Consider the following 15,525-nt stretch of genomic DNA (forward strand, 5'->3'; position numbering starts at 1 on the left):
ATGGTGGGAAATCTTTTAAGCGCGCGCGCGTCGGTCGCGCAGCTGCAAAATCATCGGCGTGAAGATGAGTTGCATGGCGAGTCCCATCTTGCCTCCCGGCACGACGATCACGTTGGGCCGCGACATGAAAGAGTCGTGCAGCATGGTCAGCAGATAAGGGAAGTCGATGCCCTTGGGCCGCGCGAAGCGAATCACGACGAAGCTTTCGTCGGCCTGCGGAATCTCGCGTGCCGTGAACGGATTCGATGTATCCACGGTCGGCACGCGCTGGAAGTTCACGTGCGTATGCGAAAACTGCGGACAAATGTAGTTCACGTAATCGGGCATGCGGCGCAGGATCGTGTCGACCACGGCTTCGTGCGAATAGCCACGCAGGTTCTGATCGCGATGCAGCTTCTGAATCCATTCGAGATTGATGATGGGCACCACGCCCACGAGAAGATCGGCGTGACGCGCGACATCCACCTTGTCGGTCACCACGCCGCCATGCAGCCCTTCGTAGAACATCAGATCGGTATCCGCCGTGACGTCTTCCCAGGGCGTGAAGGTGCCCGCGTCCTGTTTGAAACGCGCGGCTTCGGCGTCGTCGTGGATGTAGCGGCGAAACTTGCCGCCGCCCGTTTCACCATAGGTCGCGAACAACTGCTGCAGTTCTTCGAGCAGGTTGGCTTCGGGTCCGAAATGACTGAAGTTCTGCAGACCGTCGCGCTCGCTTTGCTTCAAGGCTTCGCGCATGCCGAGGCGATCGTAACGATGAAACGCATCGCCCTCGACGATCTGCGCGTTGATGCGCTCGCGTCTGAAGATATGCGTGAAGCTCTTCATGACGGTGGTCGTGCCGGCGCCGCTCGAACCGGTCACGGCGACGATCGGATGTTTGGTTGACATGCGCTTGCCTCCCTGTTGACCGAAGCGCACATCGAAGCGCCTGCTCCGGTCTTATGTATAGCCGAGCCATCCATGTGTTCTGTGCGCTTGCAACCGGTTTTACGCGGGCGTCTCCGGCAGGAACAGCGAGCGCTCGTTGAAAAGTGGTGACGAAAACGGCTTGTCTTCGCCCCGGTCGTGCTCGCCGTGGTAGCGATGAATGCGCGCGACTTCATTGCGCGATCCCAGAATGACCGGCACGCGTTGATGCAGCGCGCGCGGCGTGAGATCGAGAATGCGCTCGCGACCCGTGGTCGATAGTCCACCCGCCTGTTCGATCAGAAAACTCATCGGGTTCGCTTCATAGAGCAGACGCAACCGGCCTTCCATTGCAGGCGTCTTGAAGTCGCGCGGATACATGAACACGCCGCCGCGCATGAGAATGCGATGCACCTCCGCGACCATCGACGCAATCCAGCGCATGTTGAAGTCCTGGCCGCGACAGCCCGTTCTGCCGTCCTTGCATTCCTGCACGTAACGGCGCACCGGCGGCTCCCAGAAGCGTTCGTTCGACGCGTTGATCGCGAACTCGCATGAATCCTCGGGAATGCGGATCTCGGAATGCGTGAGCACGAAGTTGCCGACATCGCGTTCGAGCGTGAAACCGTGCGTGCCATTGCCGACGGAGATCACGAGCATGGTCGCCGGACCGTAGATCGCGTAGCCTGCCGCAACCTGCTCGCGACCGGGTTGCAGGAACGCGGCTTCATCGGTGATGACGTTGTCGGCGCTGTTCTTTCTCAACACGGAGAAGATGGAACCGACCACGCCATTGATATCGATGTTCGACGAGCCATCGAGCGGATCGAAGGCCAGCAGATATTCGCCGCGCGGATACGTTTCGGGAATTGCATAGACACCGTCCATTTCCTCCGACACCATACCCGCGAGCAGACCGTCCCATTCGCAATGCTGCAGGAAGATGTCGTTGGTCACGAGGTCGAGCTTCTTCTGCTCTTCGCCATGCAGGTTGATGCTCGACGCCGATCCGTGCTGCCCGCCGAGCGCCCCGCGTGTGAGCGCTGCCGCGATCGTCTTGATGGATGCAGCGACGTCGATCAGCAAGGCCGAGAGCCCGCTTGCGGCATCGGGGCCAGGCTTGCGGTCGAGCGTGTCGATCAGAAACTTCGATAAGGTCGTGCGTCCGTCCTGCATCGCGCTCTCCTTCTAGGGTTGGGATTCGGCAAACACGCGGCTCGCGCGGATATCGCTCGCGTCGAGCTGCATCAATGCGTTAGCGTCGGCGGGACCGCTGCCGCGTTCGGCCGCGGCAAACAAGCGATTCGCCTGACGCAGACGCGCGCGGTCGAGCGCATTGCGTACCGAACGCGCGTTGGCGAAATTCGGCAGCGCGATCCGGCGCGAAAGATAGTCTTCGAAGGCGCGGCGCGCGTCGCCGCCGAAGCGGTAATGCATCGACGAAAGCATGTGCTCGGCGATCTGCAAGAGCTCGTCGGGCGCATAGTCGGGAAACGCAATGTGATGCGCAATGCGCGAACGAAAGCCGGGATTGCTTTGAAAGAACGTCTCCATGCGTCCTTCGTAACCCGCGAGAATCACGACGAGATCGTCACGCTGGTTCTCCATGGTCTGCAGCAGAATCTCGATCGCTTCCTGCCCGTAATCGCGCTCGTTCTCCGGGCGATAAAGGTAATACGCTTCATCGATGAACAGCACGCCACCCATCGCGCGCTTGAGCACTTCACGCGTCTTCGGCGCGGTATGTCCTATGTATTGACCGACCAGATCGTCGCGCGTCACCGAAACCAGGTGATTGCGGCGGATATAACCGAGTCTGTGCAAGACCTGCGCCATGCGCATGGCAACGGTCGTCTTCCCCGTGCCGGGGTTACCCGAGAAGCACATATGCAGCGTGGGCGCACCGGACGCGATGCCTAACGTTTCGCGCGCACGCTCCACCAGCAGATGCGCCGCGATCTCGCGGATGCGCGTCTTCACGGGCGCGAGGCCAATGAGGTCGCGATCCAGCTCCGCCAGCACTTCGCCGATGCGCGATTCGCGATACAGCGCCATGAGGTCGGCGCCGGGCCGCGGCTGCGCTTCTAGGCTCAACCGTTCTTCGAGCGTGGCTTCTGCGCTCATGGTGACTGCCTCCTCGCTCAATAGCGATCGCCCGCGGGTCTGTCGGTGGCATACGTGCGGATCGAGTAGCGCTGCACGCGGCCATGCACGTCCTGACGTTCGAGCCGGAAGCCCTTCTCGTCGGATGGCCGGTTGACGATGAACGAAAGCCGCATGGTCTCGAAGCCGCGCACCGAATCGAACGCATTGACCTTGATGTACTGCTGCGGATACGTCTTCCTGCAGGCGTTGACTTCCATCATCACGCCTGCTGCATCGTGCAGGTCGAACATGGGCAGGCCCCACATCTCCCAGTACGTATTGCGCGGATGCGGGTCGTCGGTGTACTCCACCGAACAAGCCCAGCCCTGATCGAGCGCGTAGTTGATCTGCGAGGAGATTTCTTCATCGGTCAGCGGAGGAAGAAACGAGAACGTTCCCTGAGTCAGTTTCATGGTCTGATTCCCTTGAAGATGAGATGCGTCAGGCAGGCGTCGCCGACACCGCGTAGTCGGGCGTATCGGTGGATGCATAGTTGAAGGTCACGTCGCGCCACGTATCGAGCGCGGCCTTGAGCGGCGTGCACCAGCGCGCGGCGGCTTCGAGAATGTCCATGCCCTCGTTGACGATGTCGCGCCCTTCATTGCGCGCCTTGACCATCGCTTCGAGCGCCACGCGATTCGCCACGGCGCCCGCCTGTATGCCTTGCGGATGCCCGATGGTCCCGCCGCCGAACTGCAGAATGGCGTCGTCGCCGAAGAGGTCGAGCAACTGATGCATCTGTCCCGCATGAATGCCGCCCGACGCCACCGGCATGACCTTGCGCAAACCCGCCCACGGTTGATCGAAGAAGATGCCGCGCGACAAGTCCACTTCGTTACGCGACTCGCGCAGCACGTTGTAATAGCCCTGCACGGAGAGCGGATCGCCTTCGAGCTTGCCGACCGCCGTGCCCGCATGCGCATGATCGACGCCCGCCATGCGCAACCATTTCGCGATCACGCGAAACGAGATGCCGTGATTGCGTTGCCGCGTATAAGTGCCATGCCCCGCGCGATGCAGATGCAGAATCATGTCGTTTCTGCGCGCCCATTTCGACATCGACTGAATGGCGGTCCAGCCGATCACGAGATCGATCATCACGATGCACGAGCCGAGTTCCTTGGCGAACTCCGCGCGTTCGTACATGTCTTCCATCGTGCCCGCGGTGACGTTGAGATAGTGGCCCTTCACTTCGCCGGTCTCGGCTTGTGCGCGCGCCACGGCTTCCATTGCGAAGAGGTAGCGGTCGCGCCAGTGCATGAAGGCTTGCGAGTTGATGTTCTCGTCGTCTTTCAGAAAGTCCAGGCCGCCCTTCAGACCTTCATAGACCACGCGTCCATAGTTCTTGCCCGAGAGGCCGAGCTTGGGCTTGACGGTCGCGCCGAGCAACGGGCGTCCGTATTTGTCGAGCCGTTCACGCTCGACGACGATGCCCGTCGGCGGCCCTTGAAACGTCTTCAAATACGCAACCGGAATGCGCATGTCTTCGAGCCGCAGCGCCTTCAAAGGCTTGAAGCCAAAGACGTTGCCGATGATCGATGCCGTGAGATTCGCCACGGACCCCTCCTCGAACAGATCGAGGTCGTAAGCGATATACGCGAAGTATTGCGGATCGTCGGCGCGTGCATTGGGCACGGGTTCCACGCGATACGCCTTTGCGCGGTACATGTCGCATGCGGTGAGACGGTCGGTCCAGACCACCGTCCACGTCGCCGTCGACGATTCGCCCGCAACGGCTGCCGCGGCTTCTTCAGGATCGACACCCGCTTGCGGTGTGATGCGAAAGAGCGCGATGACATCCGTATCCTTCGGCACGTAATCGGGCTGCCAGTAACCCATCTCGCGATACTTCATGACGCCGGCCGCATAACGCGAGCGCGGATCGGACGGATTGCGCGCTGCCTCTACAGCAGCCTTGTTGAAGTCGTTCATTACGTTTCCTCGACAGTGGAGATGAGAGGACGTTCGCTCGATGGCGCCCGCCGCGCTGTTGTGTTCGCCTGCTGTGAATGCAGAGTAGGCTCGCGGCTTTCAGAAAGGAATTCACGATTAACTTGCACGAGGCTAAGCAATCCCTTATCTACTGTCCCGTTCGCGAAGCCTCGCCACGCCGATGGAACACTTTGCTGCGTTTTTGTCACAGTGCCGGCTTGCAATGCCTTTTGCCGCCCGGCCGTGCTATTTGCCGGCGTCACGGCACGCATGGCATGACGCTTGCGTAAACCATTCGCGCCGGCGTCTCCCGGCTGTGTGACGAATGCATCCGTCAAACGTGCAAGCGAGGCAACCACCGTCATTATTGGAGGATCGACTATGCAATGGACCACGCCCAGCTTCACCGATATGCGTTTTGGTTTTGAAATCACGATGTATATCGCCACCCGCTAGAGGCGGATGAACCCGCACGGCGCTGCATCGCTCGAAGTTCAAAGAACGATGCGGCTCGCCCGTGCGGTTACGCACAACCGAACGACACGCGCCGCCATGATCTACGAGACCATCGTCACGACAGCGAATAGCGATGGCCGGCCGCACATCGCGCCCATGGGCGTGCGTTTCGAAGACGGCCTCGCGATCCTTGCGCCTTTCAGGCCGTCCACCACACTCGACAATGTCATCGCCACACGCAGCGCCGTCATCAACGTCACGACGGACGTGCGCGTGTTTGCTGGCTGTGTCACCGGCATCGCGCGCGACTGGCCCACGGTTCCAGCCAATGCGGTGCCGAGCGTGCGGCTTGCCGATACGCTCGCGCATACCGAACTGCGACTCGCCGATATGAGCGAGGACGAGACGCGTCCCGTACTGCGCATGGAATGCGTCTATCGCGAAACGCATGCGCCGTTCGCGGGTTTCAATCGCGCTCAAGCGGCAGTCGTCGAAGGCGCGGTGCTCGTGAGCCGGCTTTTCATGTTGCCGCCGGAGAAGGTGGATAGCGAGATCGCTTATCTGCGCATTGCCATCGACAAGACCGCGGGCGATGCGGAACGCACGGCATGGAACTGGCTCTTGCAGGCTATCGACGAATATCGCGCCAGGGCGCTCAGCACGTCGGCCCTTGGTTCCTGATTACTCTCTGAAGCACCCCCTTGGAGTCTGACCATGACCGCATTGCTCGCGAGCGTCCGCTCGGCCGATGAAGCATTCGATGCCGCGCAAGCAGGCGCGGAACTGATCGATTTGAAGGAACCGGGCGCGGGCGCGCTGGGCGGTGTGAATGTCGATGAAATCGCGCGCATCGTTGGCGCGTTGCGCGCGCGTTACGCGGTGCGGCCAATTAGCGCCACTATCGGCGACTTGCCCAACGACGCACTCGATGAGATCACCACGCGTGTGCTCGACGTCGCCGCGGCGGGCGTCGATTACGTGAAGGTCGGCGTGAACGCCGGGCCCGGTGCGGTCGAATGTTTGCGTCATCTGGCGGGCTTGCCAGCGGCCGTGGTGCCCGTGCTGCTCTCCGACGAAGGCGTGGACCGTTCGCTTGCGGCGCTTGCCGTGCAACTCGGCTTCGTGGGTATCGTCTTCGATACCGCTCACAAGGACGGACGCACGCTGTTCGATTGTGTCGATGTCACCGTGCTCGCGGAGTGCATGGCCATCATGCGCAGACGCGGCGGCATGACCGCGCTCGCGGGTTCGCTCGGATGGAGCGATCTCGAACGCATCCGTTCGTTGAGGCCCGATATCGCGGGCTTTCGCGGCGCGTTATGCGATGAGAACACCGGACGCGCGGGACGGCTCGATCCGCTGCGCGTGACGCGATGGGTCAATGCGCTGCACGGCGAACGCGCGCTCACGCTTTGACGCATGCATTCCCGGCGCCTGGAATAAAAGCGCCGGGCATTCGAGGCATCAGACAGCGAGATTCAAGAGCCTGTCGCGCATGACGTTCACATCGCCCTTGCTGAAAATCTCCACGACGTAGTTGGCATCGCGCACATAGGCCGGAAAGCGCTTGTCCACGATGCCTTCGTTTGCGAGCGTCTCCAAGGGCGCGTTCGCTTCGACATCGCATGACTTCACGATCATCAGCCGCTCCGCATTGAGTCTCGCGGAAAGCCATGCGGCGAGACTGTCGGAAGTCGTGTCCCAGTTGGTCATCGAGTCGGGCGTGGAGCGCATGAGATCGGTTGGCACCCACACCGCCACGCGGCCATCGCGCAATGCGCGCCGGATGCGTTCCTCGTTCGACGCCAGCACGAGCTCAGGCGCCACGCCTTGCATGAGAATGGCGTACTGCGCCATGGCGAGCAGACACATGTTGTGTGCCGCCAGGTCATCGAAATGCCATTCGCTTTGATACTGCCGCACGGCATCGGCAAAATCGCCGCCGCCCGGAACAATCACGACCCGCCCGCCACCCACTTCCCATAGCTGCGTCAGCCACTCGCGCAGCGCAGGGTCGTGACTCAGGCTACCCCCGATCTTCACCACCCACATGGCCGTTATCCTCGTTCGAGATTGACCGCTTTCATGCTGCCGCCGGGCCACGCACCCGGTTCGTCGCCGCTCTTCTTTGTCGCCTGTCCATCACGTCGATGCCATGACGCTGCCCGCCGTCGCACGCTCCGTCGCCGATGCCGCGAGCAAGCCCACGGCCACGCTCGGCGCGCACGTCGAAACCCATTCGGCACGCTCGGTGTCGTTGTCATCCACACCAGCCAGCCGCGCAAAATCGATATAACCGCGCGCCTCCTGACGCGCCAGTGCCGTGGCGAGAAAGCGCCCACAGCCCGCACCGACGATCGGTGCACGAGCCAGCGCCTCATGCTGCGCACTTACGCGCGCAAGGTTCGTTTCGAGCGTGCGCAACTGTTCGTGGCGCCACGCGTGCGCGAAGCGGCGCCATTCGGCATCGCTCGCGTCGGCTGCATCGCGGCCGATCATCCGCGCAATGCGCGTGCGGCTCGCGGCCTCGGTCTTCGGACCGTTGTCGGCGCTTGCATGCTGATCGTGTTGCGGCCACAGTTCGCCGGTCAGGCGATACACATCGGCGGAAGTCGCGAACCATTCGTTCATCACGCCGGTGGTCTCGCCACGAAATGCGATACGTTGCGCAACGCCGCACAAGGGCGTGCGCACGACACCCTGATAAACGAGCTCGCCGCTCACGAGCCGCTCGGCGTCGTTCGAGCCGCGCGCAACCACGCGTCCCGCCACGATGGGAATGATGTCCGTGGTCGTGCTGCCGATATCGACGAGCACCGCATTCGGCACGCACGACGCGACCCATTGCGCGGTCGCAAGCCAGTTCGCCGATGCCACCTTGCGCCAGCCATCCGCGCAGGCAGAGCGCGCGAGCCAGCCTGCTTCGCCCGCGTAGAACAGCGTGCGCGGGCCGAGCCGCTGCGCAAGGGTGCGCGTGAGCGTGCGCACGCCCTCGGCGCGGTCGCTGAAGAGATCGACCATTTCGCCTGTCATCGTGACCGCGTGACGCGCCGAAGCATGCGCGGCATCGGGCCAGCGTTCGAACACGTGATCGATGGCGCGTTCGAGATGCGTCATGCCCTGCCACAACGGACACGCCCATTGCGCGACATCGGCGAGTCCGCTCTCGCGAGTCGTCATCGACACCTTGACGTGCGCGCCACCCACGTCCCAGCCGAAAACCGGCGCTTGCCGATGCGTCATCAGGACGCTCCCTGACAGGCGCGCAACGGACCCGAATCGCGTTCATCCGCAAAGCCCGCGACGTGATGCGCCGCGAGTAGTTCCGCCGCGAGATTGCGCGAGAACGCGTGGCTCAAGCCTGCATAAGCAACCGTCAAACGCGGGTTCACTTCGATGACCACGGGCCCGCGCGCCGTGTTCCACACAACGTCGATGCCCGCGAAGCCACGCAGCCCCGGAAACGCTTCCGCCACACGCAGCACGAGCCGTTCGAGCGCGCGCCCTTGCGGCCCATGCCGATCGATACGGTCTACATCGACGCCATCGAACTGGACGATGTGCTTACCGGCCGCATGCGAAAGCCCGATGTTCTGGCGGTTGATCGAGACCACGCGCGCGCCTTCGTCGTCGCAAATCAGCGAGACGCTGAGCGGTTCACCATCGACCCACGCCTGAAGCACGGGATTGCGGCCCGCTTCCGCGCGCGCTTGGTATTCGGCGCGGGCGGCGTCGAGTTCGTCGTAGACGTAGGTATCGAGGCCGCCTGCGCCGTCATCTGGCTTGACGACCCAGCGGCGTGCGTCGTCAGGCGATGCATCGTCGGGATCGAGTGCGGGCGTGACCGCGATGCCGCGCGCCGCGAGACAAGCGGCCGTCGCGCTCTTGCTCGATGCCGCGCGAATCGTTTCCTTCGCGCAGCCAAGCCAGCGCGCGGCGCCCACGGCATCGAAAAGACGCAGCAGCAAACCATCGCATTCCGGCGCGATGATGCACGCGTAGTCGTTGGCGCGCGCCATGCGGGCGACGAAGCGCGTGACGGATTCGCCCGGCTCGGCCTTGCAGTGCGCGTAGGCGGCATCGACATGCTCGAAGCGCGAACTCGCGATGGTCACGTCGATGCCCGGCAACGCGCGCAGATCGGCTGCGATGGCGTCGCGCATCACGCGGCCCTCGACGATCAGCGCGCTCAGGTCCGCAAGACTGCCCGCGCCCGCGACATCGGGATCGATGCCGCCGCCAGTGAGATACTCGAACACAAAGATCTTGGTCAAAGGAAAGCCATCCATGCAGGTGATACCCGTTCTCGATCTGCTCGACGGCCACGCGGTGCGCGCGGTGCGCGGCGAACGCTCAGGCTATCGGCCCATCCGGTCCTCGTTGTGCACGACGAGCGCACCCGTCGATGTCGCCACCGCGCTGATCCACGCGACCGGCTCACGCACGCTCTACATCGCGGACCTCGGCGCGATCCTCGAGCGCGGCGATCACGCGCCTGTGCTAGCCGCCATTTGCGATGCTTTGGGCGACGGCGTTTCCATCTGGCTCGATGCAGGCTATACCGGCTTCATGCCGATGCAGGCCTTGTTCGAGCGCATCGCTTCATTCAGGCGCTCGTCCTCCCGTTCTCGTGTCGTCCCTGTATTCGGCACCGAAAGCCTGCTCGATCCGAACGCCCTCGAAGAAGCCCTTGCCGCAAACCATGACCCGATCCTCTCGCTCGACTATCACGCAGGCCGCGCGCTCGGGTCGACGCCATCGGGCAGCGACTGGTGGCCGTCGCGCGTCATCGTCATGACGCTCGATCAGGTCGGCGCGTGCGCGGGACCGGACTTGACCACGTTCGCCGCAGTGAAGGCGCTCGCGGGTTCGCGCGAACTCATCGGCGCGGGCGGCATTCGTCATCGTGATGATCTCGTGGTTGCGGAGCACAGCGGCGCCGCGGCCTGGCTCGTTGCTTCGGCGCTTCATGATGCGGCCTTGCTATTTGGCCAGCACCGTTCGTCGGAAGGTTGACTCAATATCCATGCCAAGCGCGGCACGCGCCGTTATGTCTCATCAAACACGACGCCAGAGCTTTGTAAGCGTGCGGGATGCCGCTGTTGCATCCGGGCGTGCATGGGTGACAGTGTGTTTCATTGCGGAACAATGCCGTTGCAGATGTGGGTAATGCAGTATCGGCAGCGCGACCTGTCGACCACGCAGGAGCACCGCGTGAAATCGGCATGGACCTTGCTCTTTTGCAGCCCCATGCACGCATCTCCCACAACATCGAACGCGGCTTCGCAGTCGTCGCCCGAGGAAAGAGGGCAACGGAACTGGACCTGCCCGTTCTGCCCATTGCTATGCGACGACATCTCGCTGAAGCTCACCGGCGATCAACAACTCGCGGCGACAAACACCGATTGCCCTCGGCTTGCCTCGTCCCTTGCAGCGCTCGACGCGCCCGGCGTGCCCTGCCCGCCGACGGTAGACGGGCAAGCCACCGATCTCGCGTCGGCGCTCCAGCGTGCCGCGCAAATCCTGTCCGTGGCGAAACGGCCGCTCTTTGGCGGACTGGCAACCGACGTAGCCGGCGCACGCGCGCTCTATGAACTCGCCGCCCAGAGCGGCGCGATACTCGATCACTTGCACGGCGATGCCCTCGCCGCCGCGAACCTCGCGTTGCAGGACCGTGGCGCGTTCTTCACGACGCTCTCGGAAGTGCGTTCGCGTGCCGACCTCATCGTGGTTGTCGCGTGCGAACCGGCGCGGCGCTATCCGCGTTTCTACGAGCGCATCGCGGCCAAAGATCGCGGCGTGGATATCGTGTTCGTCGGGTGCGGCGTCGATCCCGCAGCGGGCGCGCGTGTCGAAGCGCGACTGGAAAACGCCGAACCGTTCGACATGCTCGCCATATGGTCCGCGCTGGTGGAAGGCCGAAAGCCCGCAGCGCTGAACGACGACACGGGCGCCGCCAGCGAACTCGCCGCGCTTACCGAACGCATTCTGGCCGCGAAATACACGGCCATCATCCATGAGCCGGCGGCGCTGCCGGGCCCGCACGCGGCGTTGGCCATCGAAGCGTTGAGCCGTATTGTCAAGGCGCTCAACAAGACGACGCGTGCCGGCGCGCTTGCGCTTGGCGGCGACGATGGCGCACTCACGGTGAATCAGGCCGTCACATGGCTCTCGGGTTTTCCGCTGCGCACGCGCGTGGCCTACGGCTTGCCGCTCGATCACGATTCATGGCGCTATCGCACCGAGACGCTTGCGAGCCGCGGCGAGATCGATGCGCTGTTATGGGTGTCGAGCTTCGCGCCCGAAGCGCTACCTGCATCGCTTGACGATGATGTGCCTGCCATCGTCCTCGGCCATCGTGCGACGGTTGTCGGCACGCGTCGCGCGCCTACCGTGTTCATCCCCGTGGCCACGCCGGGCATCGACAGTGGCGGGCACTTGTTTCGCGTGGACGGTTCCGTGATCGCGCCGCTTGTTGCCGCGCGCGATGCCGCTTATCCCACCGTTGCGGCAATCGTACGCGAACTGACGCAAGCCGGGAGGCCGTCATGAGCCTCACGCGTCTGCGCGGCGGCGTGGTCTTCGACCCCGTCAACAAAGTCGATGGGCACAAGCGCGACATCTATATCCGCGATGGCCGCATCGTCGCGGATGCAGCGGGCGAATCCATCGCGCCCGAACGCGACTTCGACGCGGGCGGCATGGTGGTGATGGCGGGCGGCATCGATCTGCATTCGCATATCGGCGGCGGCAAGACGAATCTGTCGCGGCTGCTATTGCCCGAGGATCATCGCAACGATCCGCTCGCAACGCGACGCAACGACGACGAAGGCCGTTATCTGCGCCTGCCTTCATGCGGCACATGCACGCCCGGCACGCTCGCCACCGGCTACCGTTATGCGGAAATGGGCTACACGGCCGCGTTCGAACCCGCGATGATCGCCTCCAACGCGCGCCACGCGCATCTGGAAATGGGCGATACACCGATCATCGATCACGGCGCCTACGTGATGATGGGCAACGACGAACTGTTCCTGCAGATGCTCGCCGCGCGGGAAGAGTTCGAACGTCTGCGCGATTACGTGGGCTGGACCGTCAACGCGAGCAAGGCGCTCGGCGTGAAGGTGGTGAATCCGGGCGGCATCTCGGCGTTCAAGTTCAATCAGCGCTCGCTCGATGTCGATGAAAAGCACGTGCATTACGGCATCACGCCACGCGAAGTGCTGCGCACGCTCACGCGCGCTCTGACCGAGTTGCGGGTGCCGCATCCCTTGCATGTGCATGCGAGCAATCTCGGCGTGCCGGGCAATCTCGAATCGACCATCAAGACGATGGATGCCGCCGAAGGCCTGCCAATCCATCTCACGCATATCCAGTTTCATAGCTACGGCACGGAAGGTCCGCGCAAGTTTTCATCGGGCGCGCGCGCGATTGCCGAAGCGGTCAACGCACGGTCCAACGTGACCATCGACGTCGGGCAGATCATGTTCGGCCAGACCGTCACCGCTTCCGGCGACACGATGATGCAGTTCAAGAACGCGCCGCTCGCGCATCCGCGCAAGTGGGTGCTGGGCGATATCGAATGCGATGCGGGCTGCGGCGTCGTGCCGTTTCGTTATCGCGAAGAGAGCTTCGTGAATGCGCTGCAATGGATCATCGGCCTTGAAATCTTCTTGCTCGTCAACGATCCGTGGCAAGTGTCGATGACCACCGATCATCCGAATGGCGCGCCTTTTACGAGCTATCCGCATCTGATTCGCTTGTTAATGGACAAGTCGTTTCGCGACGAACAACTTGCCAAGCTTCACGCCGATGCCAAAACCGCCAGCGCGCTTGGAAACATCGAGCGCGAGTTCTCGCTCTACGATATCGCGATCATCACGCGCGCCGGCCCCGCGCGTCTGCTCGGGCTCACGGACCGCGGACATCTCGGCGAAGGCGCGGCGGCGGATATCGCGGTGTATCGTGAAGACGCGGACCGCGAACGCATGTTCACGTCACCCGCCTTCGTGTTCAAGGACGGCGAACTGATCGCGCGGGACGGCACATTGCTCGCCACGCCCACGGGCGGCATTCATTACGTGCAGCCCGAATACGACCGCGCCATCGAAAAGCGCGTGCGCGAATTCGCCGAAGCGAATCTCGCGAGCAAGTTCGAGAAGCTAGCCATCGGCGACGACGAAATCTGCGCGTGCTGCAATGGCGGACGGCTCTTGCCGGTCGCGTGCTTCGACGCAAGCGGGGGTCGATGAATGACCGCGCTTCGCATCAACGACACACAGATAGACGACACCTTCGCCGAAGCCTTTCCGATGAAGGCGACGCGTCTTGTCATCACCGCGCACACGCCGACGTGGGCGCGCCACGCGGCGAATTCGTTGACCGGCTTTGCGACCTCCGTGATCGATTGCGGCTGCGAGGCGGGCATCGAACGTGACATGAACGGCGATGAAACGCCCGACGGCAGGCCCGGCGTCGCGGTGTTGATGTTCGCGATATCGTCGAAGGAACTCGCCAAGCAGATTGCACGGCGCGTCGGTCAGTGCGTGCTCACCTGTCCTACGACGGCGGTTTATGGCGGCATCGATCCCGCGACGAGCCGCGCGCCGCTCTCCGACAACGCGCCACTCGGGGCAGGCTTGCGCTTTTTCGGCGACGGCTATCAGATCTCGAAGATGCTCGACGGCACGCGTTACTGGCGCGTGCCCGTCATGGATGGCGAATTCGTTTGCGAGGAATTCACGGCGACGGTGAAGGCTGTCGGCGGCGGCAATCTGCTGTTGCTCGCGCGCGACCTGAATAGCGCGCTTGCCGCGGCCGAGGCAGCGGTCGCGGCGATGCATCGCTTGCCCAACATCATCACGCCGTTTCCGGGCGGCGTGGTGCGCTCGGGTTCGAAGATCGGCTCGAAGTACGCGGGCGCGTCGGCATCGACCAACGATGCGTTTTGCCCGACGCTCGTCGGCTTGTCGAAGAAGAGCGAGTTGACGAGCGACGTGGCTTGCGTGCTGGAGATAGTCATCGACGGATTGACCGATGCGGACGTGGGCGCCGCGATGACGGCGGGCATGGCAGCCGCAACATCGATCGGCCGCGCGGGCGGCGTGCTGCGCATTTCAGCAGGCAACTATGGCGGCAAGCTCGGACCGTATCACTTCAAGCTGCATGAATTGGCGGCGGGCATCGACGGGAGCCGCGCATGAACGCCATTACATTGCGCGTAAAAGGTGCACCGGGCTTTCGCGTGGATGCATCGACATTACTACCGTCGGCGCTTGCTTCCTTATCCACCGATGAATTGACGCATCTGGAATTGCAGGGCGCGGGTGAACGTTGCGCGCTTGGCGAACTGTTCGACATCGCTAGAGCCGATGCAGATACGCCGTCCCTGCTCGTCGAAGGCGATGCGCGTTGGCTCGATCGCATCGGCGCGAAGCTCGCCGAAGGCAGGATCGAAGTGCATGGCGATGCCGGCGATCACGCGGGCATGGGCATGACAGGCGGTGCGTTGCACGTTCATGGCAACGCGGGCGCATTCACTGCATGCGAGATGCAAGGCGGTCGCCTCGAAGTGCGCGGCAATACAGGCGATTTCGCGGCAGGCGCTTTAGCCGGCGACATGGACGGCATGAGCGGCGGCACGCTCGTGATTCACGGCAACGCGGGCGCGCGTCTTGCAGACCGTATGCGACGAGGCACCGTGCTCGTCGCCGGCAATGCAGGCGACTTCGCGGCGTCGCGCATGGTAGCGGGCAGCGTATGCATTGCAGGCAAGACCGGCGCGCATGTAGCCTACGGCATGCGGCGCGGCACGCTCGTGCTATTTCACGAGCCGCGCATTGCGCCGACGTTCACCGAAGGCGGTCACGGCTTCGATGTCTTCTGGGCGCTCTTCACGCGCATGCTGGCCCGCGAGATGGCGCCTTTTGCGACACTCGACTCGCGCGCGTTGCCTCGACGCTACGCGGGCGATCTCGCTGTCGACGGACGCGGGGAATTGCTGATCGCCAAGCGTTAAGCAGACGATAAGAATGGACCCGGTGGGCCTGTTACGAAGAGACCGAACCCCTTCCAACGGAGAGACGA

16 protein-coding genes are annotated in these 15,525 nt (G+C 63.2%); 8 read left to right on the forward strand and 8 right to left on the reverse strand.

Translation table 11 applies throughout. The annotated features are described in order from the left end of the window. Positions 1-15 precede the first annotated feature (15 nt). From NCR40_RS19870 to NCR40_RS19890, 5 genes are all read right to left on the reverse strand, one after another. On the reverse strand, positions 16-888 hold the full coding sequence (locus tag NCR40_RS19870; protein WP_244828818.1) for a phosphoribulokinase: 873 nt from the start codon (positions 886-888) through the stop codon (positions 16-18). Between the two features lie 99 nt (positions 889-987). Continuing rightward, the gene (locus tag NCR40_RS19875) at positions 988-2,082 is read right to left on the reverse strand and encodes a class 1 fructose-bisphosphatase (protein WP_244828819.1); all 1,095 of its coding nucleotides are present in this window, start codon (positions 2,080-2,082) and stop codon (positions 988-990) included. 12 nt (positions 2,083-2,094) lie between these two features. Next, positions 2,095-3,030 (reverse strand): CbbX protein, encoded by a 936-nt coding sequence (gene cbbX, locus NCR40_RS19880; RefSeq protein ID WP_250467543.1) that lies wholly within the window; start codon positions 3,028-3,030, stop codon positions 2,095-2,097. Between the two features lie 17 nt (positions 3,031-3,047). After that, on the reverse strand, positions 3,048-3,464 hold the full coding sequence (locus NCR40_RS19885; RefSeq protein ID WP_244828821.1) for a ribulose bisphosphate carboxylase small subunit: 417 nt from the start codon (positions 3,462-3,464) through the stop codon (positions 3,048-3,050). A 28-nt stretch (positions 3,465-3,492) separates the two neighbouring features. Next, positions 3,493-4,983, reverse strand: coding sequence for a form I ribulose bisphosphate carboxylase large subunit (locus NCR40_RS19890; RefSeq protein WP_244828822.1), 1,491 nt, complete (start codon positions 4,981-4,983; stop codon positions 3,493-3,495). A gap of 381 nt (positions 4,984-5,364) precedes the next feature. Here NCR40_RS19890 and pqqA point away from each other — a divergent pair, with 381 nt between their 5' ends. The 3 genes from pqqA to NCR40_RS19905 all read left to right on the forward strand — a co-directional run bounded on the left by pqqA (position 5,365) and on the right by NCR40_RS19905 (position 6,855). Continuing rightward, complete coding sequence (pqqA, locus tag NCR40_RS19895) at positions 5,365-5,439, forward strand: pyrroloquinoline quinone precursor peptide PqqA (protein ID WP_008354335.1); 75 nt, start codon at positions 5,365-5,367, stop codon at positions 5,437-5,439. Between the two features lie 96 nt (positions 5,440-5,535). Beyond that, positions 5,536-6,120 carry a DUF447 domain-containing protein gene (locus tag NCR40_RS19900; protein ID WP_250510415.1) on the forward strand — a complete coding sequence of 195 codons (585 nt, stop codon included), beginning with the start codon at positions 5,536-5,538 and terminating at the stop codon, positions 6,118-6,120. 33 nt (positions 6,121-6,153) lie between these two features. Continuing rightward, positions 6,154-6,855, forward strand: a complete 702-nt coding sequence (locus tag NCR40_RS19905; RefSeq protein WP_250510416.1) for a (5-formylfuran-3-yl)methyl phosphate synthase — start codon at positions 6,154-6,156, stop codon at positions 6,853-6,855. Positions 6,856-6,903: 48 nt separating this feature from the next. Here the strand turns inward: NCR40_RS19905 and NCR40_RS19910 are convergent, their stop codons facing one another. The 3 genes from NCR40_RS19910 to NCR40_RS19920 all read right to left on the reverse strand — a co-directional run bounded on the left by NCR40_RS19910 (position 6,904) and on the right by NCR40_RS19920 (position 9,713). After that, positions 6,904-7,491 (reverse strand): amino acid kinase family protein, encoded by a 588-nt coding sequence (locus NCR40_RS19910; protein WP_244828824.1) that lies wholly within the window; start codon positions 7,489-7,491, stop codon positions 6,904-6,906. A 90-nt stretch (positions 7,492-7,581) separates the two neighbouring features. After that, positions 7,582-8,682, reverse strand: coding sequence for a hydantoinase/oxoprolinase family protein (locus NCR40_RS19915; RefSeq protein ID WP_250510417.1), 1,101 nt, complete (start codon positions 8,680-8,682; stop codon positions 7,582-7,584). Beyond that, positions 8,682-9,713, reverse strand: a complete 1,032-nt coding sequence (locus NCR40_RS19920; RefSeq protein WP_250510418.1) for an ATP-grasp domain-containing protein — start codon at positions 9,711-9,713, stop codon at positions 8,682-8,684. Before NCR40_RS19920 ends, NCR40_RS19915 begins: the two co-directional genes overlap by 1 nt. A 13-nt stretch (positions 9,714-9,726) precedes the next feature. On the opposite strand from NCR40_RS19920, the gene NCR40_RS19925 reads away from it, so the two are divergent. The 5 genes from NCR40_RS19925 (at position 9,727) to NCR40_RS19945 (ending at position 15,457) form a co-directional block, all read left to right on the forward strand. Next, positions 9,727-10,455 carry a HisA/HisF-related TIM barrel protein gene (locus NCR40_RS19925; protein ID WP_250467548.1) on the forward strand — a complete coding sequence of 243 codons (729 nt, stop codon included), beginning with the start codon at positions 9,727-9,729 and terminating at the stop codon, positions 10,453-10,455. 234 nt (positions 10,456-10,689) lie between these two features. After that, positions 10,690-11,991 carry a molybdopterin-binding domain-containing protein gene (locus tag NCR40_RS19930; protein ID WP_250510487.1) on the forward strand — a complete coding sequence of 434 codons (1,302 nt, stop codon included), beginning with the start codon at positions 10,690-10,692 and terminating at the stop codon, positions 11,989-11,991. After that, entirely contained in the window at positions 11,988-13,691 is a 1,704-nt protein-coding gene (locus tag NCR40_RS19935; RefSeq protein ID WP_250510419.1) for a formylmethanofuran dehydrogenase subunit A, read from the forward strand. The genes NCR40_RS19930 and NCR40_RS19935 overlap by 4 nt, the downstream gene beginning before the upstream one ends. Then, positions 13,692-14,642 (forward strand): formylmethanofuran--tetrahydromethanopterin N-formyltransferase, encoded by a 951-nt coding sequence (fhcD, locus tag NCR40_RS19940; RefSeq protein WP_250510420.1) that lies wholly within the window; start codon positions 13,692-13,694, stop codon positions 14,640-14,642. Further along, a complete protein-coding gene (locus NCR40_RS19945) occupies positions 14,639-15,457 on the forward strand; it encodes a formylmethanofuran dehydrogenase subunit C (protein ID WP_250510421.1) in 819 nt (272 codons plus the stop codon). Before fhcD ends, NCR40_RS19945 begins: the two co-directional genes overlap by 4 nt. Positions 15,458-15,525: the final 68 nt, after the last annotated feature.

This window comes from Caballeronia sp. GACF4 (genome assembly GCF_023631025.1).
GTDB lineage: Bacteria > Pseudomonadota > Gammaproteobacteria > Burkholderiales > Burkholderiaceae > Caballeronia.